21 protein-coding genes are annotated in these 26,304 nt (G+C 59.5%); 9 read left to right on the forward strand and 12 right to left on the reverse strand.

The annotated features are described in order from the left end of the window. Positions 1-233 precede the first annotated feature (233 nt). The 3 genes from S101446_RS08215 (at position 234) to S101446_RS08225 (ending at position 4,703) form a co-directional block, all read left to right on the forward strand. Positions 234-854 (forward strand): TetR/AcrR family transcriptional regulator, encoded by a 621-nt coding sequence (locus S101446_RS08215; RefSeq protein WP_048849412.1) that lies wholly within the window; start codon positions 234-236, stop codon positions 852-854. 108 nt (positions 855-962) lie between these two features. Continuing rightward, positions 963-2,321, forward strand: coding sequence for an MFS transporter (locus tag S101446_RS08220; RefSeq protein ID WP_087608089.1), 1,359 nt, complete (start codon positions 963-965; stop codon positions 2,319-2,321). A 219-nt stretch (positions 2,322-2,540) separates the two neighbouring features. Beyond that, positions 2,541-4,703, forward strand: coding sequence for a TonB-dependent receptor (locus S101446_RS08225; RefSeq protein WP_087608090.1), 2,163 nt, complete (start codon positions 2,541-2,543; stop codon positions 4,701-4,703). A gap of 53 nt (positions 4,704-4,756) precedes the next feature. Here the strand turns inward: S101446_RS08225 and add are convergent, their stop codons facing one another. From add to S101446_RS08270, 9 genes are all read right to left on the reverse strand, one after another. Beyond that, positions 4,757-5,788, reverse strand: coding sequence for an adenosine deaminase (gene add / locus S101446_RS08230; RefSeq protein ID WP_087608091.1), 1,032 nt, complete (start codon positions 5,786-5,788; stop codon positions 4,757-4,759). 31 nt (positions 5,789-5,819) lie between these two features. Continuing rightward, complete coding sequence (locus tag S101446_RS08235) at positions 5,820-7,190, reverse strand: sodium:solute symporter family protein (protein ID WP_087608092.1); 1,371 nt, start codon at positions 7,188-7,190, stop codon at positions 5,820-5,822. Beyond that, complete coding sequence (locus S101446_RS08240; RefSeq protein WP_087608093.1) at positions 7,187-7,393, reverse strand: hypothetical protein; 207 nt, start codon at positions 7,391-7,393, stop codon at positions 7,187-7,189. Before S101446_RS08240 ends, S101446_RS08235 begins: the two co-directional genes overlap by 4 nt. Beyond that, positions 7,390-7,980, reverse strand: coding sequence for a TetR/AcrR family transcriptional regulator (locus tag S101446_RS08245; RefSeq protein ID WP_087608094.1), 591 nt, complete (start codon positions 7,978-7,980; stop codon positions 7,390-7,392). Before S101446_RS08245 ends, S101446_RS08240 begins: the two co-directional genes overlap by 4 nt. A gap of 254 nt (positions 7,981-8,234) precedes the next feature. Further along, complete coding sequence (gene shc / locus S101446_RS08250) at positions 8,235-10,265, reverse strand: squalene--hopene cyclase (RefSeq protein ID WP_010510786.1); 2,031 nt, start codon at positions 10,263-10,265, stop codon at positions 8,235-8,237. A 171-nt stretch (positions 10,266-10,436) separates the two neighbouring features. Further along, positions 10,437-10,991 (reverse strand): TetR/AcrR family transcriptional regulator, encoded by a 555-nt coding sequence (locus S101446_RS08255; RefSeq protein WP_010510784.1) that lies wholly within the window; start codon positions 10,989-10,991, stop codon positions 10,437-10,439. An 85-nt stretch (positions 10,992-11,076) separates the two neighbouring features. Then, positions 11,077-12,588, reverse strand: a complete 1,512-nt coding sequence (locus S101446_RS08260; RefSeq protein ID WP_208620491.1) for an MDR family MFS transporter — start codon at positions 12,586-12,588, stop codon at positions 11,077-11,079. A gap of 184 nt (positions 12,589-12,772) precedes the next feature. Continuing rightward, positions 12,773-13,717: a PDR/VanB family oxidoreductase gene (locus S101446_RS08265; RefSeq protein ID WP_087608096.1), complete on the reverse strand. Its 945-nt coding sequence runs from the start codon at positions 13,715-13,717 to the stop codon at positions 12,773-12,775. A 14-nt stretch (positions 13,718-13,731) separates the two neighbouring features. Next, a complete protein-coding gene (locus S101446_RS08270; protein ID WP_182356322.1) occupies positions 13,732-14,733 on the reverse strand; it encodes an aromatic ring-hydroxylating dioxygenase subunit alpha in 1,002 nt (333 codons plus the stop codon). 172 nt (positions 14,734-14,905) lie between these two features. Between S101446_RS08270 and S101446_RS08275 the strand changes: the two genes are divergently transcribed. Then, positions 14,906-15,811 carry a LysR family transcriptional regulator gene (locus S101446_RS08275; protein WP_087608097.1) on the forward strand — a complete coding sequence of 302 codons (906 nt, stop codon included), beginning with the start codon at positions 14,906-14,908 and terminating at the stop codon, positions 15,809-15,811. Positions 15,812-16,157: 346 nt separating this feature from the next. Here the strand turns inward: S101446_RS08275 and S101446_RS08280 are convergent, their stop codons facing one another. Continuing rightward, complete coding sequence (locus S101446_RS08280; protein WP_244184118.1) at positions 16,158-17,762, reverse strand: tannase/feruloyl esterase family alpha/beta hydrolase; 1,605 nt, start codon at positions 17,760-17,762, stop codon at positions 16,158-16,160. 197 nt (positions 17,763-17,959) lie between these two features. Between S101446_RS08280 and S101446_RS08285 the strand changes: the two genes are divergently transcribed. From S101446_RS08285 to S101446_RS08295, 3 genes are all read left to right on the forward strand, one after another. Further along, positions 17,960-19,159 carry a DUF3500 domain-containing protein gene (locus S101446_RS08285; RefSeq protein ID WP_087608099.1) on the forward strand — a complete coding sequence of 400 codons (1,200 nt, stop codon included), beginning with the start codon at positions 17,960-17,962 and terminating at the stop codon, positions 19,157-19,159. Further along, positions 19,156-19,701, forward strand: coding sequence for a hypothetical protein (locus S101446_RS08290; RefSeq protein WP_010510771.1), 546 nt, complete (start codon positions 19,156-19,158; stop codon positions 19,699-19,701). The genes S101446_RS08285 and S101446_RS08290 overlap by 4 nt, the downstream gene beginning before the upstream one ends. A 122-nt stretch (positions 19,702-19,823) precedes the next feature. Further along, the gene (locus S101446_RS08295; RefSeq protein WP_087608100.1) at positions 19,824-20,597 is read left to right on the forward strand and encodes a DUF72 domain-containing protein; all 774 of its coding nucleotides are present in this window, start codon (positions 19,824-19,826) and stop codon (positions 20,595-20,597) included. A gap of 261 nt (positions 20,598-20,858) precedes the next feature. On the opposite strand, the gene preA is transcribed toward S101446_RS08295, so the two are convergent. Both preA and S101446_RS08305 read right to left on the reverse strand, forming a co-directional pair. Next, positions 20,859-22,133: an NAD-dependent dihydropyrimidine dehydrogenase subunit PreA gene (preA, locus tag S101446_RS08300; RefSeq protein ID WP_087608101.1), complete on the reverse strand. Its 1,275-nt coding sequence runs from the start codon at positions 22,131-22,133 to the stop codon at positions 20,859-20,861. A gap of 11 nt (positions 22,134-22,144) precedes the next feature. Then, a complete protein-coding gene (locus S101446_RS08305; RefSeq protein WP_087608102.1) occupies positions 22,145-23,497 on the reverse strand; it encodes an NAD(P)-dependent oxidoreductase in 1,353 nt (450 codons plus the stop codon). 305 nt (positions 23,498-23,802) lie between these two features. Between S101446_RS08305 and S101446_RS08310 the strand changes: the two genes are divergently transcribed. Together S101446_RS08310 and hydA are read left to right on the forward strand one after the other, a co-directional pair. Further along, a complete protein-coding gene (locus tag S101446_RS08310) occupies positions 23,803-24,480 on the forward strand; it encodes a TetR/AcrR family transcriptional regulator (RefSeq protein ID WP_087608103.1) in 678 nt (225 codons plus the stop codon). A 381-nt stretch (positions 24,481-24,861) separates the two neighbouring features. Continuing rightward, positions 24,862-26,247, forward strand: a complete 1,386-nt coding sequence (gene hydA, locus S101446_RS08315; RefSeq protein ID WP_087608104.1) for a dihydropyrimidinase — start codon at positions 24,862-24,864, stop codon at positions 26,245-26,247. The last annotated feature ends 57 nt before the right edge of the window (positions 26,248-26,304 follow it).

Raw genomic sequence — 26,304 nt, forward strand, 5'->3', positions numbered from 1 at the left:
AATAAATTAAGGAATGAATCAACCGGGGAATTCAATCAGATGAAATTTTGTATTCCAGATATACCTTTTTACTGCCATATTTCTGCAGTCATAAGCCCCCTGGTCCTGTCCCGGTCATGTCGACCGGTGACCGCCTGCCCCGTTCATATGGATTGATTCGCCAGATCCGCTCACGCCCACAAGGATGACTTCCCATTTCGAGAGCCTACCATAAAGGAAACGTCGCCGAAGATTTGCGGATCGCCACCGTCAGAATACTGAAAACCGAACGGCTGGAAGATCTGTCGGTGCGTCGTCTTGCGCGGGAAGTCAAGGTGGCGCCAGCGAATTTCTATAACCATTACGGCAGCCTGAACAATCTCCTGCTGGAAATTGCCGCGGATTATTTCGAGGTTTTCCGGGATCAGGCAGCCCATATCAGCCGCACGTCCGCAAACAGGACGGAAGCGCTGAAGCGGACTGTTTTCTATTTCGTTGACTTCGCGCGCAGCCATCCGCAGCTCTACCGTCTGATGTTTGGCTATATACCCGACGCCTATACCTATCCCCGGTACCGTCTGACGGCGGGCGCTGCGTTCGAGGACCTCATGGAACTTATATACGGCTACAAGGTCTTTACCATCAGCGATGATTTCGGCCCCAACGACATGGCGGTACTGGGAAGCAAGGTACAGATCGGCTATGGGATGTACGCCATGCTATGCGGCCTGTCGAACCTGTTTGTTGCCAATGACAGCGAGGGACCATTCGCGAACGCCAGCGATCCACGTGAAAGCATCGTCGCGTTCCTGAACGGCATTCTGGATGCTTTTATCAAAGGTGACCTGCCCAAGATCCTTGGGGCGGAACCCTGAAACAGTCCGTCTCTTTCCTGTATCCGGGATAGATGATACTTTTCGCGTCCCACACGCATATCATTCCTGTGAAAGTTGGACCGATTGAAGGGGAAGGATCTGGCTGCCATGGTTTCAGCTCCTCCCAAGACCCCTGCCGCGCGACCGGAACTGACCCGATCACAGATCTGGCTTTTCGCCTTTCCGGCGCTGCCGGGGGCCTTCATCATTTTGCCGATGAACATTTTCATTCCGGCCTTCTATGCCAGCCATACGGCTGTCACCCTTGTGCAGATCGGTACGGTTACATCCTTATGCAGGGTCATTGATGCGCTGATGGACCCGGCCATCGGTTTCATGTCCGACAGCCTTGATAACCGGCGGGGTGGTCGGGGCATATGGGGCGTGGCCAGCGCCATCATCTGCTGCATCGCCCTGTATTTCCTGTTCCAGCCATCCGCGCACACGACGGTCCTGTATTACGGGACATGGGCCTTCGTGCTGTATCTGGGATATTCCCTGTTTGAAATTCCCCGTAACGCATGGAGTGCGGAACTTGGTTCACGTCCATCCATGCGCACACGCATCAACGCGGCAGTTGGCCTGTCTACTGTTGCGGGCAGCCTGATTTTCTGGCTGGTTCCCGTCATCCTGTTCCGGGTCTATGGCACGACGGGTTTCACGCAGAAGACACTGTCCATCATTGTCTGGTTATATATGGCGCTTATGGTGCCTGCCGCGCTGTGCATCATGCATTTCATTCCCGGTGGACCACCCGGACGCGCCACCGCGCCAACATGGCGCGACCTGGTGCATTCCCTGAAACGGAACCGTCCCCTCGCCCTTTATTTCCTCGCCGTCGGCCTATGGGCCACGGGACAGGGCATATGGCTGTCCACGACATACCTGTTCCTGAATGACTACCTGCGAGTCGGCAGCGCATTTCCGTTCATAATGATCGTGTTTTTCCTGTCCACCATTGTCGCCATCCCGTTATGGGCACGATCGGAACGCAGGCTGGAACGCCATGGCATATGGGCCATCAGCATCGTTCTGACCGCGGCAACCCGTCCCCTTGCGTTACTGCTGACGCCAGGCATGCAGAACCTGCCCGTCATCCTGCTGTTGACGGCCCTGGGCGGGGCCTTGTCCGCCCCCACGAATTTCGCGCCCGCCGCCATACTGGGGGATGTCGTGGACTATGATATCTGGAAAACATGGACCAACAAGTCCGGTATCATTTATGCCCTCAATACACTCATCACCAAGACCACCCTTGCCATAGGCGGTGGCGCGGGGTTCATCACCCTTGGCTGGGTCCATTATCATGCCGGACGGGTGAACCATGGCCTGCCACTGACCGGCCTGCTGTCATGCTACACTGTTCTGTGCAGCATTCCCCAACTGATCGCGACGGCTATCATTTTCCGTTTCCCTATTGGACGGCGCGCGCATACCCTGATCCGCCATCGCCTGCATGGACGCTGACATCATCCGGATGCCTGTTAAAGAATGATACCTGCATATTCCTTTCCTGATTACAGGGAACGACAGGCCCGCAGGATCCCATGGCCTGCATATTTGCTTTTTTTTATTACGTTACATTCCGTATTATGTCCTGCCAGAGCCACAGCCCAGTCGCCCCACAAAAAGAACCGGAAACTTCCCGTCGCCCATCTGGAACATGGCACGCCACAGGCCGAACAGATGGAAGTCACGGCCCGGCGCACCACGCAGCGCCTGTCTGACGTACCGGCCCCCGCGACTGCCATAAGCGGCCAGACGCTGCATAATTTTGATATTCTTGATATGAAAAGCATCATGAACATGGTGCCGAACGCCGTGGTGCCGACTGACCCGCAGAATATCAATACATACATCAATATCCGTGGCATCCGGCAGGTGGATAACAATGCTGATCCCAATTTCGGCATGTACCGCAATGGCATTTACGATGGCGGCCTGCGCACCAATCTCGGCCCGCAGGTGGATGTCGCACGGGTCGAGGTCAATCCCGGCCCGCAGACGGGCCTGTACGGACGTGACGCCGTGGGCGGGGCGGTCAACATGGTATACGCGACGCCGGAACAGAAAACCGGGGGATACCTGACCGGATCCTACGGCAATTATGGCCGGGGTGAATTGCAGGGCGCAATCAATGTGCCGCTGTCGCGTCATTTTGCACTGCGCCTGACAGGGTGGTACATCGGCCAGCCACGGGGTGCGCTCTACAACGCCACATTACATGAATATGAAGACCGCTATCGCCAGCAGGGCCTGCGGCTGGGGGCGAAATGGACACCCAATGATAACCTGTCCCTGACATGGATGGCGGAATATGGTGATGTTCACGGGCCGTCCCTGGCCGGTTACGCACCCAATGGTGTCGCCAACCTGATCCAGAGCGGCGCGGCAGAGACACCGGGCGTGGTGTACCGTGACACCCCCGACCGTTCCCACAATCACCAGCTCTACCTGTCACAGGATCTGACATACAGGTCACGCTGGGGCACGTTCCAGTGGCTATCCGCCTATCGGGATTATCATCTTGATTCCGTGGAGGACGGGGACCGGACGGACCTGTCGGTATCATCCTATCCCCTTACGTTACAGAACCAGTTTGTCCGCCACGAAAATACACGCAATTACTATACCGAACTGCTGTGGTCATCGCCCCGGAACCGCCGCCTGACCTTTATGGCGGGGGCATCCTATTTTCACGAATATTTCTCATTTCAACAGATATACAATACAAAAATCGACCTGAGCCTGCTGCAGGGCATGTGGGGCAACATTGCCTGTGATGCATTACAGGGTGACCCGACATGTTCCGCCATTCCCGGTGGCGGCTTTCCCAATACCGGCCTGCAGACGATCAGCGAATATGCCCCGGGGCCCGGATCGGGTATCGGGATACAGTCATGGTCCGGGTTTGTTTCTTCCACATTCCATATTACCCCGTCCCTCAGCCTGACGGCGACGGCACGCTATACACATGACCGGAAAACGCTGTCCTACAACCAGTACAATAATCCCGTGAATGCCAGCGGTCGGGCCATTGCCGCCCTGTTCGGGGATGTCTACCCGGACATGTCGCTAAATGACACGGCAGCCTATGGCAACTGGAGCCCCAGCGCCGAACTGAATTACCACCCGTTCCACAACGTCAACCTTTATGCCCTGTACAGCAACGGCTTCCGCGCGGGCGGTTTCAGCACGACTACGACGACACCTTCCCTGATACCGTATGGGGAAGAAACGGCAACCAATTACGAACTGGGCGGACGCACGCAATGGCTTGGCGGCCGTCTGGGCGTCAATGCCAGCCTGTTTTACATGACACAGAAACACCTGTTGCTGGATGAAGCCGATCCACGCGCCCCGGCCGCATTCAGTTTCTATTACCTTGCCAATGTCGGCAGTGCGCGGACATACGGCGCGGAACTGTCGGCACAGCTTATGCTGACCCGATGGTGGTCACTGTCGGGCAATGTTGGCTGGCTGCATGCCCGCATGGCTGGCGGACAGTCATATAGCAGTTACGTTGCCGGGCAGTCCCTGCCCGATACACGGACATGGACAACAAACATACGATCCGAAATGGCGTATCCCATCACGCCCACCTATAACCTGCTATTCAATGCCAACTGGCATCATGAGGCAGGTGGCGTGCTGGATATCACCAATGTCCCGTGGCATTCGCTTGACCGCCTGGACCTGACACTGGGCATGGCATGGAAAAAGAACCAGCTTGTGGTCTTTGCCAACAATGCCTTCAACAACCGCGTCGTGGATTATGCACTGACCGATGGAATGGACATCCTGACTGCGCCCGCAACCTATGGGGGGCGCTTTACCGCAGCCTTTTAGGACCCCATCAATCCAGCGCAACGTTCACCCGGAAGCTGTTTGAAAACAGCCTCTCAGTCATCGCGTGATCCGGTCAGTGATCTGATCTGCCGCCTGAAATCGTCCCGCATGGCGTCTTTTTCCGTATCCGACAGCCACGTCGCATCAATCGTTTGCAACGACAGGTCCGCCACCGCATGCACGTCCAGTGACAGGACACGGGCCATCGTAACGTACGCTGTCCCGATATCCGTCGCGAACATGGCAGGATCATCGGTGCAGGGAACCATGGACAGGCCCGCCCGGGCCATGCCCTTCAGGGACATCCAGCGCTGTTCCAGACGTTCAGGCACACAGGTCTGCGGACAGACCGTAAAGGCCACGCCACGTTCACGGCAGCGACAGACCAGTTCGGGATCGGCCAGCAGGTTATAGCCATGGTCGATCCGGTCACAGCCCAGCACGTCAAGGCACGTCATGACGTTCCGGGGAGGAGCCTGTTGCAATGTCTGGTTATCTTCGCACGCATGGGCCGTGCAGCGCAGTCCGGACGCGCGCGCCAGTGCATAGGCATCACGGAACAGTTCTGGCGGTCCCTTGCATTCCGCGCAGTCCATTCCGATGCCGATGACCTCCGCGCGTGGATTGGCCACGACTTCCCGGACCATGGCCATCGCAGCATCCGGCCCCAGTTCGCGGTTGATGGCCGGGATCAGTCGCCCAACCACACCCAGTTCCGCTTGCGCCGCCCGCAGGCCATCAATCAGCCCATCCACCATTGTCGTGTACCTGACCCCATGGGGATAATGATAATCGGGGCTGAAAAAAAACTCGGCATAACGCAGGTTGCCCTGACGGTATCCGTCCTCCATCGCTTCATAGGCTACGCGCGCGAAATCATCACGCGTGACAATGCATTTTCCAATGATCTCAAGCCGGGACAGGAAATCATAGAAATCCACGAAACGGTAAAATGCATCCGGATCGGTGGTGGGCAGTGTGACACCGTTCCTTGCCGCCAGGGACATGACCGTCGTGGCCCGCACCGCACCCGCCAGATGGCAATGAAGATCAATTTTTGGAATCTTCCGTATAATCGCATCCATATTCACACTCGATCATCCTTTCCGGGCACCGTCATGTAACGCGCTTCCTGCGCCACAGCGGACAGAACACAACCGCACAATTGACAAGAAGCCCCATAAAACCCGGATTGATGCCCCCAACGGACAGGCCACTGGCGAACAGGGCAATCGCAGTAACGGCCCCACACACGACCCCGCCCCCCGCGACACGCGCTGGAACAGGCCGGTCCAGCAGGACAACAAACCATAACGATGCAAACTGGATGCCGACATAACCACTGACGTTCAGCGCTGTCAGCATGATGGCAGGGGCGTGCGCCGTCGCCACCAGCGCCAAGACCAGAAACAGGATAACACCCAGATTGATCGCCCGGCGTGGATGCCCGTGCGCCAGACGGGGCATGATGCTGCGTGTCATCATCGCCGCAATGTTCAGTGATGTCGCGGCCAGAACCAGCAACCCCGCCAGTACCGCGCCCGCCATGACCAATGCCACCACCCATGGGGGCAGCAGCATGCCCGCCACATGGAAAAACACCCCGTTTACATCACGCAGCGGGGGTAATGAACGGATAGCAAAATACGTTGCAAACACCGCAAAGGGATACATCAGCATGTAAAGCGGCATGAACACCATGGCCCTGCGCACCGCCTGCGCCGAACGCGCCGTAAACAGGTACGGTGTCACGGATGGCTGGAAATAGAACCCGACACCCTGATAGACAATCGTGCTGACGGCAAAGACCATATCCGTCACGGCAGGCTGCCGGAACACGACAGGATGGGCGACATATGTCCCTGTCCCACCATATTGTGCGCAGATCGCCGCCACACCGACAGCCGCAATCCCGAACAGCATCAGGCTGTCCTTGAGAAACGCGACATAGGTCGATGCACGCATGCCGCCCAGCGCCACGTATGCAAAGGCAATGACGGCACATGCCGCCAGCCCTGCCGCCGGCGCGCCAGGCAGGCCCATCATGCCCAGTGTCGCCCGCAACCCGATAAACTGGAACTGTCCCCATGGCACCAGTGCGGCGATACAGCCCCATGCCGTCAGGCGTTCGAAAACGACACTTCCGAAATACCTGCCAAAGACTTCGGGCACCGTACAGGCATCATATCGCCGGGCCCGTTCCCATATGGCGGGACCGACAAAATACCCGACCGGAAATGCCAGCAGAAGATAACCCAGGAACCAGTATCCATAACTGATCCCATGGGTGTAAAGCCCGGCGGGAAAGGCGACAATCGACCCGATACTGTAGATTTCCCCCACTGTCAGGATGAACAGCATGGGCGCGGGCAACGCCCTGTCCGCCACCAGCAGCGTTTCCACCGACAGGTGTTGCGAACGCGACCGGGCAAGGCAGGCCGCGCCAAGCGACAGAAGAACAACGCACGCCACAATCCCTGCCATCATGATCGTTGCTCACACAGCCACAGGCATAGGGATGTCAGCGGGAACCAGGCGAACATCCAGATCAGGATGACCGGAATCCCCATAATCGTCCATGACAGGAACCCCAGAAACGCGGCGACAGGAACAATGGCCACGAACGGAACACCCAGCCCCAGTGCGATACGCCGCCAGTCCGGTCGGCCTGACTGACGATCCCCGTTCATGACTGTCCCGTATCATCATGCCGGCTGGCTTCAGCACGGGTTTCACGCAGGACAAGTTCGATCGCCCAGCTAATGACTGCGCCCGCATCCTTGCCGTTCATGCCGAATTCTTCCTTGAGCGTAAGCCACGACAGCACGTTATCCAGGCAGGCCACGACAGCTTCCGCCCGCCTCCGGGCCGCTGGCGGCACATCGGGCGTGTCACGCCACAACGCCTTGCGCCGGCGGAGCGCCAGTTCATTACGGAACCGGATGCGCATTGAACGCCCGATACGGGTCAGGGCAAGGATGCGGGCAAGATTGGGACGGCTGTCGAATTTTTCCGCCGCCGTACGGAAGCCCTGCACCAGTTCCTTTTCATTCGTACCGGATACCAGCCCGAAGACTTCCGAATTCAGCCAGTCACCCGTTGCGCGCAGCAGATCATCGCGTGAGGGAAAATACCGATAGACAGTCCGCAATGACACATCCGCCTTCTTTGCAATGGCGGACGTCGGGACTGTCACATCATCCAGTTCTTCAAGCAGGGCAATGAAGCTGTCGATAATGCGCTGTCGGGTCAGGGCAGCATATTCTTCGCGTAACATATGACACACACATGCAGTTGTGGCACATGTGTGTCACAATAGCGTAAACGAGTCAATTACGCACATACGTCGTAGCATTTGCAGTATTCGTGTCGAGACTGACGGGATGATGGCTATGGGACGCGACAAGGATCAGGCTATTGCAAAGACAGCCTGAAAAGTTCAGCAGGTCGCATCCCGGACCGTTAACCAGAAAAAACGCAGTTCCCTGATCCGGCCACAGGTCGAGAACACGCCCCGACCCGCCAGAAGACCTATTTTTCCAGTTTCATCAGGCGTGACGCACGGCTGAGCGCCATGATCGGGAAAAACTGCCGGTACAGGTCATAACGCAGCATGAACGCACGTGAAAGTTCCGCCCCCTGCTGCAACCGCTTTGACAATGCGGGATCATCCAGCTTGATGGTCTGCCCGACCCCGTAACCGGGGAATCCGGTGCCGGTGAATTCCTTTTCATCCCAGCTTCCATCAGGCTGCTGCAGGTCGATCAGGTACCGACAGCCACGGGCAATGGCCCCGTAATCCTGCGGACGATTGGCCGCAATCAGGCCCATCAGCGCCCATGCGGTCTGCGATGGCGTCGTCACCCCCCGCCCGACCATGGACAGTTCCATATAGGATGCGCAGCTTTCACCCCACCCGCCATTTTCCTGCTGGTGGGCCACCAGCCAGTCACAGGCCTTGGTGATATAGGGCTGGGTCATGTCCTCGCCAATGGCGGCCAGGGCGGGCAGGACCGCGCCCGTACCATACAGGTAATTGACGCCCCAGCGACCAAACCACGGGCCATCGGGTTCCTGTTCGGCGCGGATATAGGCCAGTGCGCGCTGGATGGTGGGCATGTGACGCGGCAGGCCCAGAATGCCAAAGGCTTCCAGAACATGCGCCGTCACATCTACGGATGGGGGATCAAGGGCTTCGCCAAAATCACAGAACGGAATTTTTGACAGGATGCTGCGATTATTGTCCTTGTCGAACGCGCCCCATCCGCCGCATTCGCTCTGCATGCCGATCAGCCAGTTCACCCCACGGCTGATGGCTTCCTCCACTCCCCGTTTCTTCCATTCCTCGCGGTTGCGGCACGACGAAAGGGCGATCAGGGCAACGGCGGTGTCATCCGTATCGGGATAGCGGTCATTGGCGTATTCAAACGCCCAGCCACCGGGTTCCACGTCCGGCAGCTTGATGGACCAGTCACCCTTTACACGCACCTGACGGTCCAGCAGCCAGCCCAGCGCCTTTTCCATTTCCGGCGTGAACCGGGTTTCGCCATCGGCATCATGCAGGGCCATGATCGCCAGCATGGTATCCCATACCGGGCTGTTCGTGGCCTGGATCCAGCTTGCATCGCCCCGGTCATGCCGCCAGCCGGGATCATTCAGGGCGGACAGCGCCTTGGCCATCACGGGGTGGTGGAACTGGTAATCCTCCCCATGCAGCGCCATCAGGCCGTACACCCATGGCGGCTGGATGCCACCCCATCCACCATCGGCATCCTGATGGCGGATGATCCATTCCAGCATGTGCCGGATCGCGGCTTCACGCAGGGTATTGCGCTTGAGGAATCTGGACTGCAGCCAGTGCAGGCCCCGGTCCGTGGTGCGGAAGAACCGGCCCCACAGGTCGCGTTCACCCCTGGCGGGCAGTTCGTAGTCAAAATTCGCACGCCCCCCCGGAAACAGGGCGTCCAGACGGTCCTGCGGGCGCAGCGGGCGGGCAGGCCTGCGGGCGGACAGGATGGCCAGCGGCACCAGTGTCGCACGCGCCCACTGCGCGAAGTTGTAGATGGAGAAGACGAAGTTGTTGGGAAACCAGATGACTTCAGGCGGCAGGTTTGGCGTCTTTTCCCACGGCCATTCCCCGATCAGGGCCAGCCAGTACCGCGTGAAGACACGGATGTTCTTCAGCCCGCCCTTGCTGGCGATCCATGTGGCGGCCCGGCTTATCGCCGGATCATCGGCGGGATAACCAAGGGAGCGCAGGGCGGCGTAGGATTCGACGGTGGCGTTGATGTCACCGTTCCCGGCGCCATAATAGGTGCCCCATGACCCGTCCTCGCGCTGCATTTCCAGCAGGGCCTTGCCCAGACGGGGGCGCAGCGGGTGATCTTCAAGGCCGAGGAACCACAGGGCCAGGCACCATTCCGCCTCCATGGAGGCATTGGACGCGACCGGGCCAACCCAGTGGCCATCGGGCTTCTGCTGCCCGATCAGCCAGTCACAGGCAGAAGATATGGCATGGGACAGGCTGTTATCCATCGCCCGCAGCCCTGCGGCCGCAGCCATGCCTTTTCCGCCCCCGTTCACGGACTGAATGCCAGCAGCGGGAAAAGTGGTGCCGGAAACGGTGTTGTCAGAAGATGTGGCTGTCTTTGTTAACGGGCGACTTTCCCTGGTCATGTTTTCCATACCTGTGTGAAATGTCATGGAGGATTTGAATAATCCTGCGGGCCTGAATTATGGCGTGCAGGGGTCGGACAGGATCAGCCGCTGAAAATCGGCAAAGGTGGTTTTCCACCATTCCTGATCCATTTCCAGAAAACCTAGGCTTCTTAGAAAAAACGCTCCTTCAGCAGCAAATATCGCGGTGCGGGCCTGACGCGCTTCCCGACAGTCAGGGTCGCTCCCGTTGAACCATCCTGCGTACCATGCGCGTATCTTCTGTAAATATTTTGGCGACTGAAGCAAGGTGACAAGCATGCCGGCCATTCTGGCCTGGGTTGTATCATCGATCTGGCTGATGGTCAGGACATAGGCGCGGGCGCGGTCAATGATACCGGCATCAGGTCCGATATGCCGGGCGACACTGGCATCGAACGCCGCAAGCCAGCGGTCGATCAGCGCGGTCATCAGGTCGTCCTTGCTGCCGAAACAGTACTGCAGGCCGCCCTTGGTAATGCCTGCCTCCCTTGCCACGGCGTCCAGCGTCAGGGCGGCCACGCCCTCGCGGTGGACAAGCTGTTCGACACAGTCCAGGACGTTTTCGCGGTCGATGGTTCTGGGACGCGCCATGCGGTGCCTCTGCCGTTTCAATCCAGGCGTATGGAAATAAAACACGCACAATCATCCTGCAAGCCGGAATCAGCAGCCCCCTCTGTCAGGCGGATGGCCGCCGGTTCCGCACCATAAGCCCGACAATCATGAGGAACGCCAGAAACATGAAGCTGCTGCTGACACTCAGGCTGGCGCTGATCGCAGTCTTGTAGGCCTCCCTTACCTGCAGGCGCATTTCAGGCGACAGCCCATGGACGGCCGCCATGCCCTTTTCCAGAAATGCGGTCACATCAATCTTTTCCGGCAACGCATGCAGCCGGTTCTGCAATGTCAGCGCCATGACGCCACCCGACAGCGCCACGCCAAGGGATCCACCAAGTGACCGGATGAAGGACATCATGGCGGTGGCGATTCCCAGCATGCCGGGTGGCACGGAATTCTGGATGATGACCGTTGCATTGGGCATGCCGATCCCCATGCCCACGCCCAGCCCGCCAAGGCTGAGCAGGAAGAACAGCGCGGGCGCGCCATGATGGGCGCACAGCGCGATCAGGGTCAGCGCCGTAAATTCGATACCGACACCCAGCGCAAGCAGCGGCGCGTAACGCTGCGTTCGCGATGAGACGTATCCCCCCACCACCGAACTGACCATCATCGTGCCGACCTGCGGCAGCATCATCAATCCCGATATTTCCGGGGTCTGCCCAAGGACAAGCTGGTAATAGAGCGGAAGGAAAACAAGCGACCCCATCATCGCGAAAGACATAATGCCGGTGGCCGCGACACAGACGGAAAAACTGGCAATGCGCAGTAGGCCCAGACTGACCAGGGGTTCAGGCGCGCGCCGTTCCTGACGGATGAACAGCACGAAAAACGCCACGCTGGCGCCAAGCAGCACGAATGTCAGCGGAGATGTCCACGCAAGCGTCGTGCCGACCGAATTGAACAGCAGCAGGAAACCCGCCGTTGCCACACCCAGCAGGGCAGCCCCGGCATAATCAATCCGGGGCCTTGCCTCGGTCCGGGCCGCAGGCAGGCCCAGCATGACCAGCGCCATGGCCAGGCCACCGACCGGCAGGTTGACAAGAAACACCCACCGCCACGACAGCGCACTGGTCAGCACGCCCCCCAGAAAGGGGCCGGTCACGCTGCTGACCGCGAACGCACCGGTAAACAGGCCCTGATAACGCCCGCGCTGCTGTGGCGTGACCATGTCGCCGATCACCGTCTGTGACAGTGTCATAAGTCCGCCTGCCCCGATGCCCTGCAACCCGCGGAACACGATCAGCTGCCACATGTCCTGCGCCATGCCGCACAGCAGGGACGCGGCAAGAAAGGCCCCGATGCTGAACGCCAGCAACGGCCTTCTGCCAAACATGTCGGACAGCTTGCCATACATGGGCGTGGCGATGGTGGAGGTCAGCATGAAGGCCGTAACCACCCACGACATATGCGCCAGCCCCCCAAGGTCGGTGACAATGGTGGGCAGCGCGGTCGAGACGATGCTCTGGTCAAGTGCCGCCATGACCATGGTCAAGATCAGGCCGCTGAAAACAAGGATACGGGTCGCGGGCGTATAGGCGGAAACGGTTGCCACCGTGGGAGAAGGCTGCACGAAAGGATCCTGTAACGTCAAAAACCGATCATGCAGCCAGTCATGCGGGGCAGGCAAGGCAACGTCCCTGATCGTGCTGAATGAAAAGCCCGCCCGTAAAGCATCCAGCAAATCATGAAGGCGTTTCCGGTGAAGCTTTTTTGAAAAAAGGCGGCACCCGGGAACTTTTATTTTTTACAATTCCTTACATATCCAGCGTCAGGGACGGACTGCGGCTGCGTGAACAGCACAGGGCAATATGACTACCCTGTTCGTCTTCCGTCAGGACCATGTCCCGGTGGTCCCCTTCACCGGACAACAGCGGCACGACACAGGCCCCGCACATGCCCTGTTCACATGACAACGGCACGTCCACCCCCGCCGCAAGCAGGGCGGAGGCGATGCTCTGCCCCGCCGGGACGGCCACGGTCTGTCCCGATTGCGCCAGAACCACCTCAAACGGCTGATCCGACCGGGCATCGGACGTTTCCGTGGGCCGGAAATATTCGGTATGGATCTGATCCGTCCGCCATCCTGCCGCGACGGCATGGGCATAAACGGCATTCATGAATCCATCCGGCCCGCACAGCATGATGGCCGTATCGGCACATGGCGTACCCAGCGCATCGGGATACCCGTCTTTCAGGCTGGTACCGAAGCGGACCTGCGCTGCATAAGGGGGCGCGCGCAGCATGTCCCCAAACGGCGCGTGTTCGGGCGCGCGGGCGTAATAATAAAGCTGCCAGTCCGCGCCGTTATGCTGCAACCGCGCCATCATGGACAGCAGCGGGGTCACGCCAATTCCGCCTGCGACAAGAATGTAACGTCGTGCCCGTGGCAGGGGAAAGGCATTACGGGGACTGGATATCTGCAGTTCCATACCCTGCCGGACCTGCGTGCATAGCGATTCCGACCCGCCACGGGAATCCGCTTCATGCTTGATGCACAATTCATAGGCGGAGGGATCATCAGCCGATCCGCACAGGGAATACTGCCGGATCAGGCCCGAAGGCGTCATGACATCAACATGTGCGCCGGGTTCAAAATCAGGCAGGACGTCATCACCGGCGCGCGCAACCAGACGCAGGCGGACGCACCCGCCCCCTTCCGGCGCGACATCATCAACAAGAACGGGAAACAGGGAAGACATGGGCCATGTTTCCTTCAGGCCGTAAAGAACTGGCTCAGCCCCATCGTGCGCAGGGCACGGCGATAGGCGATCGAACTGCGGTCGGCCATCACGTGCGCCTCCAGCGTCGGGTCCAGTGGCAGGTTCTCCGGCTTCTGGGCTTCGACCAGCGCGCGATCTTCCTCGAACACTTTCAGGTTGAAATCGTACACATCCTGCAGCGGCAGGTCCCTGTCGAAGTTACGGCACATCGGTGCGAACATGCGTGTCTGGCGGGCCGATACGGGTGACGCCGCATTCATGATGACAAGACGGCCGTTATCGGGAAAATGGATTTCCAGCGTCGCGGTAAAGGGCACATGCACCCGGAAATGCCGCAGCCATTCAAAACCCGGTCGCCCGCGATCGGATTTGCCGATGGGGTAGTTGCCGACGCTGCTGCGGTATTCGGCTTCGAACCCGTCCGGCGTGATGCGGGTCTTGTACGGTGGCACGACAGGGTTTTCAGGATCGGCAAAGGTATCGGTATGGACGAAAGCGAAATGCGCCACGTCAATGAACCCTTCGACCTGCCTGCCTGCAAAACCGGCGATATCGATCCACGGGCAGTTGATCTGCTGGAAGGCCGGGTCATTCCAGTGTGGCATGGGGGGAATGGCGACCGCATCCCCCTCCGGCCGCAGGCAGGTCCAGATCAGGCCATAGCGTTCCACAGCCGGATAGGTGCGCAGGTTGAGCTTTGACGGAATCCCGCTGTCGGGATGGGCGGGCACCCTGACACACTTCCCCTGCCCGCCAAAACGGAACCCGTGATAGGCGCAGGCCACGGTCTGCCCGTCGCCCTTTCCCATGCTGAGCGGGACACCACGATGGGGGCACAGGTCATCGGCAATGACAATATCCGCACCTGCCCGATAGACCACCAGCGGCGCATCCAGCAGGGTCACGCCCAGCGGCTGTTCGCCCAGTTCACGCACAAGCGCTACGGGATACCAGCACCGGGCGAGAATGTTCCAGTCATCCACGTCAAACGTCATGGTGCGGGGCAGGCTGTGGGTTGTGGCGGGGCGGGTGCTGGCGGCGGTGGTCACGATCGGTTCTCCTGAACGGGCCGGGGCTGCCCGGCGGCTTTCAGAAAGATCATTTCACACGCGATGTGCTCTCAGATATATCATAATTGATCATTTTCCATTCTCGAAATGAGAACGCATGCAGCCTTTTTCCCGCTTTCTGGTCTATTTCCTGGCTGTCGCGCGCCACCGGTCCATCCGCAGGGCGGCCGAGGAACTGCACATTGCCGGGTCCGCCATCAACCGGCACATCCTGCTGGGTGAAAAACAGCTGCAGACCCCGCTGTTCGAACGCCTGCCCACGGGCATGCGCCTGACGGCGGCGGGCGAACTGCTGTATGGCTGCGCGCGGCGCTGGGTCAGGGAGCTTGATGACCTGAGCCGCCAGATTGATGACCTGAAGGGCATACGTCGCGGTCAGGTTGACCTGCTGGCGCCCGAGGCCCTGTCGCGCGCCTTCCTGCCTGAACTGGTCACACGCATGAAACACAACCATCCCGGCGTGGTGCTGAACCTGAACATCCGCGATAACCGGCGGATCCATCATGCCCTGCTATCTGGCGAGGGCGATCTTGCCCTTGTGCTGGACCCTGAAGAGATGCGCGACCTCACGATCCTGCGGCGCATGTCCTTTCCGCTTGGTTTCATCTGCCGTCCCGACCATGCGCTGGCGCGGCATGCTGCTGTCCGGCTGACGCAATGCGCGGATTATCCCATGGTGGCGCCGGAACAGCCTCTCGCGCTTTCGGTCGTCTTCTCGCGACTTATGGATGCCCGCCGCATTATCCCCGACGTTGCGGCACGGGCGAATAATGTCCAGATGATCATTTCCCTTGTCACGGGCGGGATCGGCATCGGTTTCCTGAGCTATCTGGACGTAATGTCCGAAGTGATGCGGGGGGACCTGGCCTTTGTGCCACTGGTGGGGACGCACGTGCCGCACCTTACGCTGGCGCTCGTACATGACCGCACGCGCCAGCTTTCACGCACCACGCATGTGGTCGAAAACATTATTGAAGACATCATGTCCCGGCATGTGACCTGAGCCGGCATATCCAGAAAGCGGAAACTGCCTGGAAAAATCATTGATAAAAAATAACAACATGTTCTTGGCACTATTTTTTAAATATGGCGTTCTTTTGAAGCTTTTTGAAAAAATCTTCACCAAAAACTTTTTTATTATTTTCAGAATTTTTTAAAGATGGACCAAAAATGCATTGCGTGATTTCTGTCAATTATGATCCATGGGCCTGCGACATGTTATCGAGGCCATTCTTTATAATGTCACGACCGGATGCCCGCGGCGGCGATGACCGCGGTTTTCCTGCCCTTCATGACCGTGCAGGGAATGCCGCCTTAAAATATAAGGCGGCACCCAAAATCTTTTACTTTCAATTCGGCGACACACAACTGAAGCTGGCTGCATTATCCATATCGCCATGGCCATCATAACGCGCGACCTTTGGCCATGCGCATAGTGGCCGTGTGCGCACGACCTGTCCATTATCCACCCGTGCGGCAATGATCTGCTCTGGCGCCTGTCCGTGACTGACCCAGTTATCAATCGCACCCAGCTTGCTGAACGTGTCACACGCTGCACCGCCATAGCAGTGACCCATCCCCGGAATGGTTATCAGCCGCACCGCATCCGTGCCCGTAGGTCCGGCATTGCGCTGCACCGCCTGATAATATCCCGCCAGCTGTTCGGGATTATGCCCGTCGTTCCAACCGATATACATGAGCAGCCTGCCCCCATGACGGAAGAAAGGTGTCAGGTTGTCATCCACATGCAGGAGCGGCCCGACCCTGCGCGTGGCTTCCTGAATGTCCGTGTCCCATTTCAGGGTTGTCCAGTCCCAGTGCGGGTTCTGGAAGGCCGCGTATCTGAACAGGTCCAGGGCAACGGGGAACGGCTTGCCATCGGCCGCGAACCCGTCCTCGCTCCCCTTTGCCGGGCCGGGGAAAATGACCTGGTGCGTCTGCGGGTCAAGTGGCCCCTGATAGATATTACTGGCGGCCTGCACCTCGTTCGCAGTCAGGCATCCTGCCGTGTTCCTGCCCTTGCACTGCAACTGTTCGGGGGTGAAGGTGCATTTGTCCGGTTCATCCAGAAAACCCTGTTTCCTGCCAACCGGTGACGCGCAGGCATTCATGACCGCCGTGTTCAGCAGATGGAATTTGTCACGTGATACACGCAGGGCCGGGTTATGGTAGCTCATCCACCCCGCCCATAGCTGTTCGGCGTTGAAGTTCACGATCGGATTGGGCGGCGCACCGGCCACGATCCCGTCATAGTCCTCAGGGTAGCGCCGGGCCTCGATCAGTCCCTCAAGCCCACCCAGCGAGCAGCCGATCCAGTAGGCATGCGCTGCCTTCCGACCATAGAAGTTCCGGATCAGCGTCTTTGCCGTCACCGTCATCAGGTGATCGGCACGATAGGCGTAGTCAATCATCCTTTCCGGATGACCCAGCGTAAAACGGCCCCCCTGCCCGTCGGGGGTGGAACTGTCATGCCCGGTATCGGTGCTGGTTACGGCATAGCCTTCGGCCACCCCCGTCGCCATGCCGTAATACATGAGCGAACCGGCCCAGCCGAAATTGCCAACCCCCAGCAGCTTGCCATTCCAGCCCTTGAGCGGCAGCCAGACTTCCGTGCGGATATGGGAATCAGATGATGGATGCAGCGTAATGGCTACACGGCAGAATGCGGGATTGGCGGCCTGTGTCGGGTGCCCCGCCACATTCATGCCCGGCGCCGACATGATGCGGGTCAACTGGTCCTGTGGTGGCTGCCAGCTTCCGGCGGGCACGGTCTCCACCGTGGTGAAGGTCGCATCCGGCATGGCGCGGTGGGCAAGATCGGCGCAGTCCATGGCATGGGCGCCTGCGGTTCCCGGCAGCGCAAGCGGCACCGCAAGGGCTGTCCCCGCGACCAGCAGGGACAGCAGGCGGGACAGCCCGCATGAAGATTTCGAATATGGCGCAGGACGGGACATGACGGTTTCCTGACGGGTCATTGCAACAGGGCGGCAGTCATGCCGGACAGTCCGGCAAAACGGATACCACCATGACAACAGGCCATATTCTGGACAGGAAAACCACAAAAGGGAAAGCCCTTGATCCCGCAACGGGAGGCGGGCAGTGTTCGGCCACACGACAGCGACCCCATGCAACGGCGAAAAGCAGAGGACTGATGCGAAAGATTTCCCTGATGGCTGCTGGACTGTTTCTGGCCACACACCCCATCATGGCCGGAACGGTCCCGGCCATGGCTGCCGTGGCTTCGCCCGGCGCGGGGACCGATATGGCCGCCAGCCAGACACAGGCCGTCGCCAGCGCCGCACGGTCCTTTCTTGCGACATTTGATGCCACCAGCCGTGCGAAAGTACAGTTTCCATTTGTTACACAAAAATCCGGCATACCTGCCCGTTTCCGGCGCAGCGCCCCCGACCGGCCCGTCCAGCCGGTAACGGACGCGCAGGCCAGCACCCCAGCCGCGCGCGGACCGGGCATGGGACCGCCCGGCGGTTTCATTGGCGAGCGCTATGGCATGTCGGTGTGGTCCAACTTCCCGGTCAGTGACGTGCCACGACCGGGATTACGGATGGGCCAGTTGACACCCGCCCAGCGCGCTGCGGCATTCCATCTGTTGCAGACCGTGTTAAGCCCGAAAGGCTACCGGAAGGTCATGGACATCATGGGGGGCGATCAGGCGCTGGCGGATGCCGGCACGCCGTTCGCGTCAGGCAAGGCCGTCTACACCATCGCGATTTTCGGCACTCCGGGTACGACCAGCCCATGGATGGTGCAGTTTGGTGGCCATCATCTGGGGCTTAACATTGTCATTGACGGCCAACATGGCGTCATGACCCCGACCCTGACGGGCGCACAGCCTGCGATCTATCAGGCGGACGGCAGGACGGTGCGCGTCCTGGCGGGCGAAAATGACCGTGCCTTTGCCCTGCTGGACGCCCTGGATGCAAAACAGCGCCAGCAGGCCATCCTTTCGTACAGGGTGGAGGACCTGGTGCAGGGGCCGGGCCATGACGGGGAAACCCTCATTCCCGAAGGGATAAAGGGATCCGCCCTGACCGCGACACAGAAGGACCTGCTGATGGGTGTAATCGGGGAATGGGCGGGAATCATAAACGATGCCTATGCCACCCCGCGCCTGCAGGAAATCAGGGACGATCTGGACAATACATGGTTTGCATGGAGTGGCCCCGCCACGCATGCCCCGGACCATAACGGATCGTCCTATTACCGTATTCAGGGGCCACGACTGCTGATCGAATTTTCACCACAGGGCGTGGGTGATGACCCGACCATGCATGTGCATACCGTCTATCGCGATCCGACCGACAGCTATGGCAACCGGTATACCATGCCATGAACCGGGCCAGGTTCCTGTGGCTCGCAACGGTCGGGCTGGCGGCAGGTGGCAGCCCGGCGCATGCGCACCGGCTGGATGAATACCTGCAGGCCACGGTCATTGATGTCACACGGCAGCATATTGCCGTGACCCTGCGGCTTACGCCCGGTGTGGATGTGGCATCCGGTGTCATTCATCAGATTGACGGCAACGGGGACGGCATCCTGTCACCACAGGAACAGCAGGCTTATGTTGCACGGGTCAGGCAGGGACTGTCAGTTGCCATTAACGGCAACCCGGCTGTCCTCACCACCGCTGGTGCTGCGTTTCCATCGGTCGCGACCCTGCGGACGGGCAGCGGTGTGATCAGCCTGCGCTTTCATATAGCGACCAGGCTGGCGCCGGATACATATCGGCTGACCTATGCCAATCATGGCATGGGAACGGATACGGTCTATCTGGTCAACGGATTACTGCCCCATGATCCGGCCATTCATGTCGAACGGCAGCAGCGTTCGGTCAATCAGTCCACTTACGAACTGGATTTCACGGTGGCACCGTAAAAGGGGCGGAATATCACAACCTGTATCCCGCCAAAGAAAAACCGGAAAGCGGAACCACCGTGCAACTGGCATCTGTAAAAGAAATGCCATCTGATCGAAAATGTGTTTGCAAGGAACCATTCATGTCCATTCGCGTCGGTGTTGCCGGCTGGTCAATTCCCTCCGCACTGGCCAGCCGGTTTCCCACGGCCGGCACACATCTGGAACGCTATGGCGCACGTATCCCGACTGTCGAGATCAACAGCAGTTTCTATCGACCGCACCGGCGCGCGACCTATGCGCGTTGGGCAGCAAGCGTGCCGCCCGCGTTCCGCTTCTCCGTCAAGCTGCCCAAAACGATCACACATGAACGCCGTTTCATTGACTGTCAGGCACTTGTCGAACGCTTTGCCGAGGAAACCGGCGGCCTGGGTGACAAACGTGGTCCCATACTGGTCCAGCTTCCCCCAAGCTTTTCCTATCCCGGTGAGCGTGCCGAACAGTTCTTCAATGATTTGAAAGCCGCGATCACCGGGCCTGTCGTTGTGGAGCCAAGACATGCCAGCTGGTTCACACCCGAAGTCAACCATATGCTGGAAAGGCTGCAGATCGCACGGGTTGCGGCCGATCCGGCCCGGCCATCAGCCGCGGCGCAGCCCGGGGGCTGGCGTAACCTTGCCTATTTTCGGCTGCACGGTTCTCCCCGCATCTATGAATCAACGTATACAAAAGAAACCATTGAAACCCATGCAGAAATCGTCACGTCACTTGCCATGCGCGGCATTGATGTCTGGACGATCTATGACAATACAACCTATGGCGCGGCCACACGGAATGCATTTGAACTTATGGAAGCCCTTGATAAGGACAGACCCGGAAATGGATTGCCCGGTTCCGCATGGACATCTGTATCCTAGGTATTTTTAAACAGCTGCCATTGCTTGTGAATGACCGCCGAATTACCAGCGATGATCATTTATGTGACCCGTAACGGACTTCAATGGCACGACGTTCCCACTGGGTTCAGGTCATCGGCACAGGGAACGAATATCCTGTTCGCGGCCGGATACGATGCGCCGGACGCTGCAACCGCTTTCCGGTAAGGGCGGGATCGAGATAGTGGCCGCATGCTGTGTCAGGGGCTTCCTTTCCCGCCGGATGGCACCCCTGCGCCCCTGTTACGACCCTACGGTGACACGTGCCGGATTATCGGGATGTTCGGGCCATGTCAGCCTGCCTTCGACAGGCTGAGGCTGCATGGTGATGCAGTCATCTATGGGGCATACATGCGCGCACAGATTGCAACCGACACATTCCTCATCAATCACTTCGTAATGCCGTTCCCCATCAACACGGCTTTTTGTGATTGCCTGATGGGATGTATCCTCGCATGCGATATGGCACAGGCCACATTTGATACAGGCGTCCTGGTCAATGCTGGCGATGGTCCTGAACTTCATGTTCAACTGGTTCCACGGCACGAACTGCCTGACCGCACGCCCGGTTACATCATTGATCGTGGCGTAGCCTTTGTGGTCCATCCATGCGCAAAGACCATCCTTCATGTCCTCGACAATGCGGAAACCGTAATGCATGGCGGCGGTGCAGACCTGCAGCGTGGTTGCCCCCATGGCCAGAAATTCAGCAGCATCACGCCATGACCCAATCCCACCGATACCGGAGATCGGGAGACCCGCCGTGTCCGGTTCACGCGCGATATCCCCGATCATGCGCAATGCAATGGGCTTGACCGCCGGGCCGCAATAACCGCCATGCGTGCCCTGTCCGTCCACCACGGGCATGGGCGCCATCTGGTCCAGATCGACGCCGATGACCGACTGGATGGTATTGATCAGGGATACCGCATCCGCCCCACCCCGCAGGGCGGCGCGCGCGGGCATGAGGATATTGGTAATATTGGGGGTCAGCTTGACGATAACGGGCATGCGGGTGTTCTGCTTGCACCACCGCGTGACCATTTCGACATATTCGGGCACCTGCCCCACGGCCGCACCCATGTTGCGTTCGGACATGCCATGCGGGCAGCCGAAGTTCAGTTCGATGCCATCCGCGCCGGTTTCCTCCACGATGGGCAGGATGGCCTTCCAGCTTTCCTCCACGCAGGGCACCATCAGGCTCACGACAACCGCCCGGTCGGGATAATCACGTTTGACGGACTTGATTTCGGCAATATTGGTGGCAAGCGGACGGTCGGAAATCAGTTCGATATTGTTCAGTCCCATCATCCGGCTGCCATTATAGTTCAGTGAACCATAGCGGGAACTGACATTGACCACCGGCGGGTCTTCGCCCAGCGTTTTCCAGACCACGCCGCCCCAGCCGGCCTCGAACGCGCGACGGACATTGTATTCCTTGTCCGTGGGGGGGGCGGAGGCAAGCCAGAACGGGTTGGGTGAACGGATACCAGCAAAATTCGTGCGTAGATCAGCCATGTCCGGTTTCCTTACTTGCCTGTCGCCGCCAGATAGGCCGCGTTAATCGCCTCGGCCGCGTTGCGCCCGTCGCGCACGGCGGCAACCGTCAGGTCCTCGCCCGGGGTGCAGTCACCGCCCGCGTAAACGCCCTGCATGGTGGTCTGGCCCGTCTCATCAACCATGATGCGCCCACCGGAAATGGCGATACTTTCCCCATTCAGCGGATCGGGCATGAACGTCTGCCCCACGGCCTTGAGCACCATGTCCGCCTCCAGCACGAAGGTATTGTTCTGATCGTAGGCGGGGCGTCCGTCCGGGCCGATCCGGCCACGCGCGAATTCAATACCGGCCAGCACGCCATCACGCGCCACAAGCCGGACCGGGGCCGCCCACAGCTTGACCGTGACGCCATTGATCTGCGCCCATTCACGTTCCACCGTCGTGGCGGACATGTTTTCCGCGCCCCGGCGATAGACAAGGGTGACATCCTCCGCACCCAGCCTGCGGGCCTGGACTGCGGCGTCCACCGCGGTGTTGCCACCGCCGATCACCACCACGCGGCGGCCCACCGGCACGGTCCGGCGGTTGACCGACCGCAGCCCCTCGATGAAGTCCACCGCGTTCATCACGCCCTCAAGGTCTTCCCCCTCGATCCCAAGGGAGCGGACACCAGCAAGCCCGACCGCTAGGAAGACCGCATCATACTTGCGCCGCAGGCTGGCCACCGTCATGTCGCGGCCCAGAACTTCCCCCCCGACAAAGGAGATGCCACCAATCGCCAGCAGGAAATCGACCTCGCGCCGGGCAAAGTCATCCGCCAGCTTGTAGGCGGCGACACCGTATTCATTCAGCCCGCCCGCATGGATGTGACGGTCAACGATAATAACGTCATGACCATGCATGGCCAGGCGGTGCGCGCAGGCAAGCCCGGCTGGCCCCGCCCCGACTATGACAACGCGGTATCCCGTGGCCGGGGCACGGGCAAAGGGCTGGCCGCCATGATCCATCTGCCAGTCCGTGGCATGGCGCTGGAGCATGCCGATGCGGATGGGCTGGCCATCCTCACGCATGTTATGCACGCATTTCTGCTCGCACAGGATTTCGGTCGGGCAGACACGGGCGCAGGAACCGCCAAGGATGTTGGATTCAAGGATGGTCCTGGCCGAACCCGCCATATTGTCGGTCGCGATGGCCCGGATGAAGCGGGGAATGTCAATACCCGTGGGACAGGCCTCGATGCACGGCGCATCATAGCAGTAGAAGCAGCGGTCTGCCTCTACCACGGCCTGTGCATGGGTCAGCGGGGGATGGGCGTCGGAAAAATTAAGCGCCAGCTCGACATCTGAAAGACGTCCGGGCGCTATATCGGGACCCTGCGACATGATCGCTCCAGCATCTGTGTGTTGAGGACAGCTTAAGACCGTTCAATGCGTGATCGCAATGTTTTTCTGACTATATGGTCAGGTTTTTCCTGATTTCCGTTCGGCCAGACCATTCCGTCCGTTCCCGGCAAATAACAGGCCCGTGCAATGGTTCCGGTTCAATGACGCGCATGCGGATGACAGGCCCTGTTCGCCTGCATCAAAAACACAGCATGGGCGAATGGAAGTGATTGACGCGAAATGCCCGGCTTGGGAAATTGATCCTGACCTCCCTTCCCCCCCTGTAAGGTGCCCCCGGCCAGCCCATGCCCTCTTCCACCGCAGACCGCCCGGCACGCAACAAGCGCACCGGCATGCCCCGCCAGAACAATACCCGTCAGATCCTGGATGCAGCGGAGAAGGTTTTCGCAGCGCATGGCCTGTCAGGCACGCGGATGAGTGACATTGCCGAGGCCAGCAACCTGCCCAAGGCCAATATCCACTACTATTTCCGCACCAAGGAAGACCTGTACCGCGCCACATTGCAGCAGTTGCTGGAAGACTGGCTGGGGGATGCCACACGGTGGCTTTCGGCCGACAGGTCCCCCCGCGAAGGGCTGGAGGGCTTCATCCGTTCCAAGATGGAATTCTCCCGCCTGCGCCCGGAAGCCTCGCGCCTGTTTGCCCATGAACTCCTGTCAGGGGGGCATTATGTCCATGGTTTCCTGACTGGAACGCTGCGCAGGCATGTGGAACACCGCAGGGAAGTCTTTGAACAGTGGCATGCAGCCGGCCTGATCGGATCTGTTGACCCCACGCATTTCCTGTTCTGCCTGTGGGCCATGACGCAGGCCTATGCCGACATGCAGGTGCAGATGGCGGCCGTGCTCGGCAAATCCCGGCTGGGCGCAAAGGATTTTGAGACAGGCAGCCAGACCATCATGCAACTGGCGACCTCCATCCTGTCTGATCCGGTCGACCTTTCCGTGAAAAAAACACGCTGAATCGCATACAGGCAACGACAGGTTGCCCTCCGCTTTCCACAACAGCACGAACGCCGCCCGTCCCGGCGTGGACAATATCACCATCGCACTCAAAGCCGGACTGATCCGCCAACCTGACCGCAGACAGGTTGGCTGCCACTCCATGACCGCCCACGTCGTGTCCATTGGCCATCGAGCGAGACGTAATCAGGCCACCGCACAAATGAGTGGTTCACCTACACCGGGGGCTGTCCGTGCGATATCGCCCGGCATGGCGATGCCTTTGCGCTCCGTTGGGCAGGAGATATAATCTTGACCATCTGGTCAGAATAACAATACGGTTCCGATATGGAATGACAACCCCGTTTCGAATCCGCAATACCAGACAGAAGGAAGACGGTCATGCTTCATGTAAGGGGCGGTACGATTGTCACAGCCGAACGGATGTTCAGGGCCGACATACTGTGCGGTGATGACGGGCGTATCGCCGCGATCGCACCCGAAATCGACACGCCTTCCAGCTGCGAGGTAGTGGAAGCGGATGGCCTGCTGGTCATGCCGGGTGGTATTGACCCGCATACCCATATGGAAATGCCCTTCATGGGCACGGTCGCCAGCGATGATTTCCATACCGGAACGGCAGCGGGACTGGCGGGCGGCACGACCTGCATCATCGACTTTGTCATTCCCAAAGCGGGCGGCTCATTACTGGAGGCATGGAAGGCATGGCGGGTAAAGGCCGAAAAGGCGGCCGCCGATTATTCATTCCATGTGGCGGTCACCCATTGGGATGATCAGGTCCACCGGGACATGGCGACCCTGGTGAATGAATGCGGTGTCAATTCGTTCAAGCATTTCATGGCGTACAAGAACGCCCTGATGGTGGATGATGACGTGCTGCTGCATTCCATCCGTCGCGCAGGGGAACTGGGCGCGCTGTGCACCGTCCACGCGGAAAATGGCGATGCCGTCGCCTACATGCAGGCGAAATTGCTGGCGGAAGGCCGTACCGGCCCGGACGCGCATCCCCTCTCCCGCCCGCCCATGGTGGAAGGGGAAGCCGCCCAGCGCGTGATTGCCCTGGCGGGGCTGCTGGATGCCCCGATCTATATCGTGCATGTTTCTACCGCCGAAGCGACCCGCGCCATTGCGGATGCCCGCATGCGGGGACAGCGGGTATATGGTGAAGTGCTACCGCAACATCTGGTGCTTGATGACAGCGTGTATTCCTCTCCCGACTGGCTGACTGCCGCGCGCCATGTCATGAGTCCGCCCTTCCGCCCCAGGCATCACCAGCATGCGCTGTGGGCAGGCCTGACATCGGGGCAACTACAGACCACGGCCACCGATCACTGCTGTTTCTGTGCAGGCCAGAAGGAAAATGGCCGCACCAATTTCACCCATATCCCCAATGGCACCCCCGGTATCGAGGACCGCATGAGCATCCTGTGGCACCATGGCGTAACCACCGGACGGCTAAGCCCGCAGGAATTCGTGGCCATCACCTCCACCAACACGGCGCGTATCTTCAATATGCTGCCGCGCAAGGGCTGCATCGCTGTCGGGGCGGATGCTGACCTGGTGCTGTGGGATGGGCAGGGCACACGCACCATCTCGGCACGTACCCATCATCAGAACGTGGACTACAACATTTACGAAGGCATGACTGTAACCGGCGTTGCCCGACGCACCATCAGCGCGGGACGCGTCGTATGGGATGATGGTGATCTACGGGCCATACGCGGCGCGGGCCGCTATATTGAACGTCCTGCCCTGCCGCGCCGTTGAACACCAGGCCGGGCGGCAGACGGGATGCTGCCGCCTTTCGTGTATGGGTCACGGCCC

The sequence above is a fragment of the Komagataeibacter europaeus genome (assembly GCF_002173515.1).
GTDB lineage: Bacteria > Pseudomonadota > Alphaproteobacteria > Acetobacterales > Acetobacteraceae > Komagataeibacter > Komagataeibacter europaeus.

Excerpts from the sequence above, each read along its gene's own strand:
- S101446_RS08220 (WP_087608089.1), top strand. The coding sequence starts at position 963 with ATGGTTTCAGCTCCTCCCAAGACCCCTGCCGCGCGACCGGAACTGACC.
- S101446_RS08225 (WP_087608090.1), top strand. The coding sequence starts at position 2,541 with ATGGAAGTCACGGCCCGGCGCACCACGCAGCGCCTGTCTGACGTACCG.
- add (WP_087608091.1), bottom strand. The coding sequence starts at position 5,788 with ATGGATGCGATTATACGGAAGATTCCAAAAATTGATCTTCATTGCCAT.
- S101446_RS08235 (WP_087608092.1), bottom strand. The coding sequence starts at position 7,190 with ATGATGGCAGGGATTGTGGCGTGCGTTGTTCTTCTGTCGCTTGGCGCG.
- S101446_RS08240 (WP_087608093.1), bottom strand. The coding sequence starts at position 7,393 with ATGAACGGGGATCGTCAGTCAGGCCGACCGGACTGGCGGCGTATCGCA.
- S101446_RS08245 (WP_087608094.1), bottom strand. The coding sequence starts at position 7,980 with ATGTTACGCGAAGAATATGCTGCCCTGACCCGACAGCGCATTATCGAC.
- shc (WP_010510786.1), bottom strand. The coding sequence starts at position 10,265 with ATGGCTGCGGCCGCAGGGCTGCGGGCGATGGATAACAGCCTGTCCCAT.
- S101446_RS08255 (WP_010510784.1), bottom strand. The coding sequence starts at position 10,991 with ATGGCGCGTCCCAGAACCATCGACCGCGAAAACGTCCTGGACTGTGTC.
- S101446_RS08265 (WP_087608096.1), bottom strand. The coding sequence starts at position 13,717 with ATGTCTTCCCTGTTTCCCGTTCTTGTTGATGATGTCGCGCCGGAAGGG.
- S101446_RS08270 (WP_182356322.1), bottom strand. The coding sequence starts at position 14,733 with ATGACGTTTGACGTGGATGACTGGAACATTCTCGCCCGGTGCTGGTAT.
- S101446_RS08275 (WP_087608097.1), top strand. The coding sequence starts at position 14,906 with ATGCAGCCTTTTTCCCGCTTTCTGGTCTATTTCCTGGCTGTCGCGCGC.
- S101446_RS08280 (WP_244184118.1), bottom strand. The coding sequence starts at position 17,762 with ATGTCCCGTCCTGCGCCATATTCGAAATCTTCATGCGGGCTGTCCCGC.
- S101446_RS08285 (WP_087608099.1), top strand. The coding sequence starts at position 17,960 with ATGCGAAAGATTTCCCTGATGGCTGCTGGACTGTTTCTGGCCACACAC.
- S101446_RS08290 (WP_010510771.1), top strand. The coding sequence starts at position 19,156 with ATGAACCGGGCCAGGTTCCTGTGGCTCGCAACGGTCGGGCTGGCGGCA.
- S101446_RS08295 (WP_087608100.1), top strand. The coding sequence starts at position 19,824 with ATGTCCATTCGCGTCGGTGTTGCCGGCTGGTCAATTCCCTCCGCACTG.
- preA (WP_087608101.1), bottom strand. The coding sequence starts at position 22,133 with ATGGCTGATCTACGCACGAATTTTGCTGGTATCCGTTCACCCAACCCG.
- S101446_RS08305 (WP_087608102.1), bottom strand. The coding sequence starts at position 23,497 with ATGTCGCAGGGTCCCGATATAGCGCCCGGACGTCTTTCAGATGTCGAG.
- S101446_RS08310 (WP_087608103.1), top strand. The coding sequence starts at position 23,803 with ATGCCCTCTTCCACCGCAGACCGCCCGGCACGCAACAAGCGCACCGGC.
- hydA (WP_087608104.1), top strand. The coding sequence starts at position 24,862 with ATGCTTCATGTAAGGGGCGGTACGATTGTCACAGCCGAACGGATGTTC.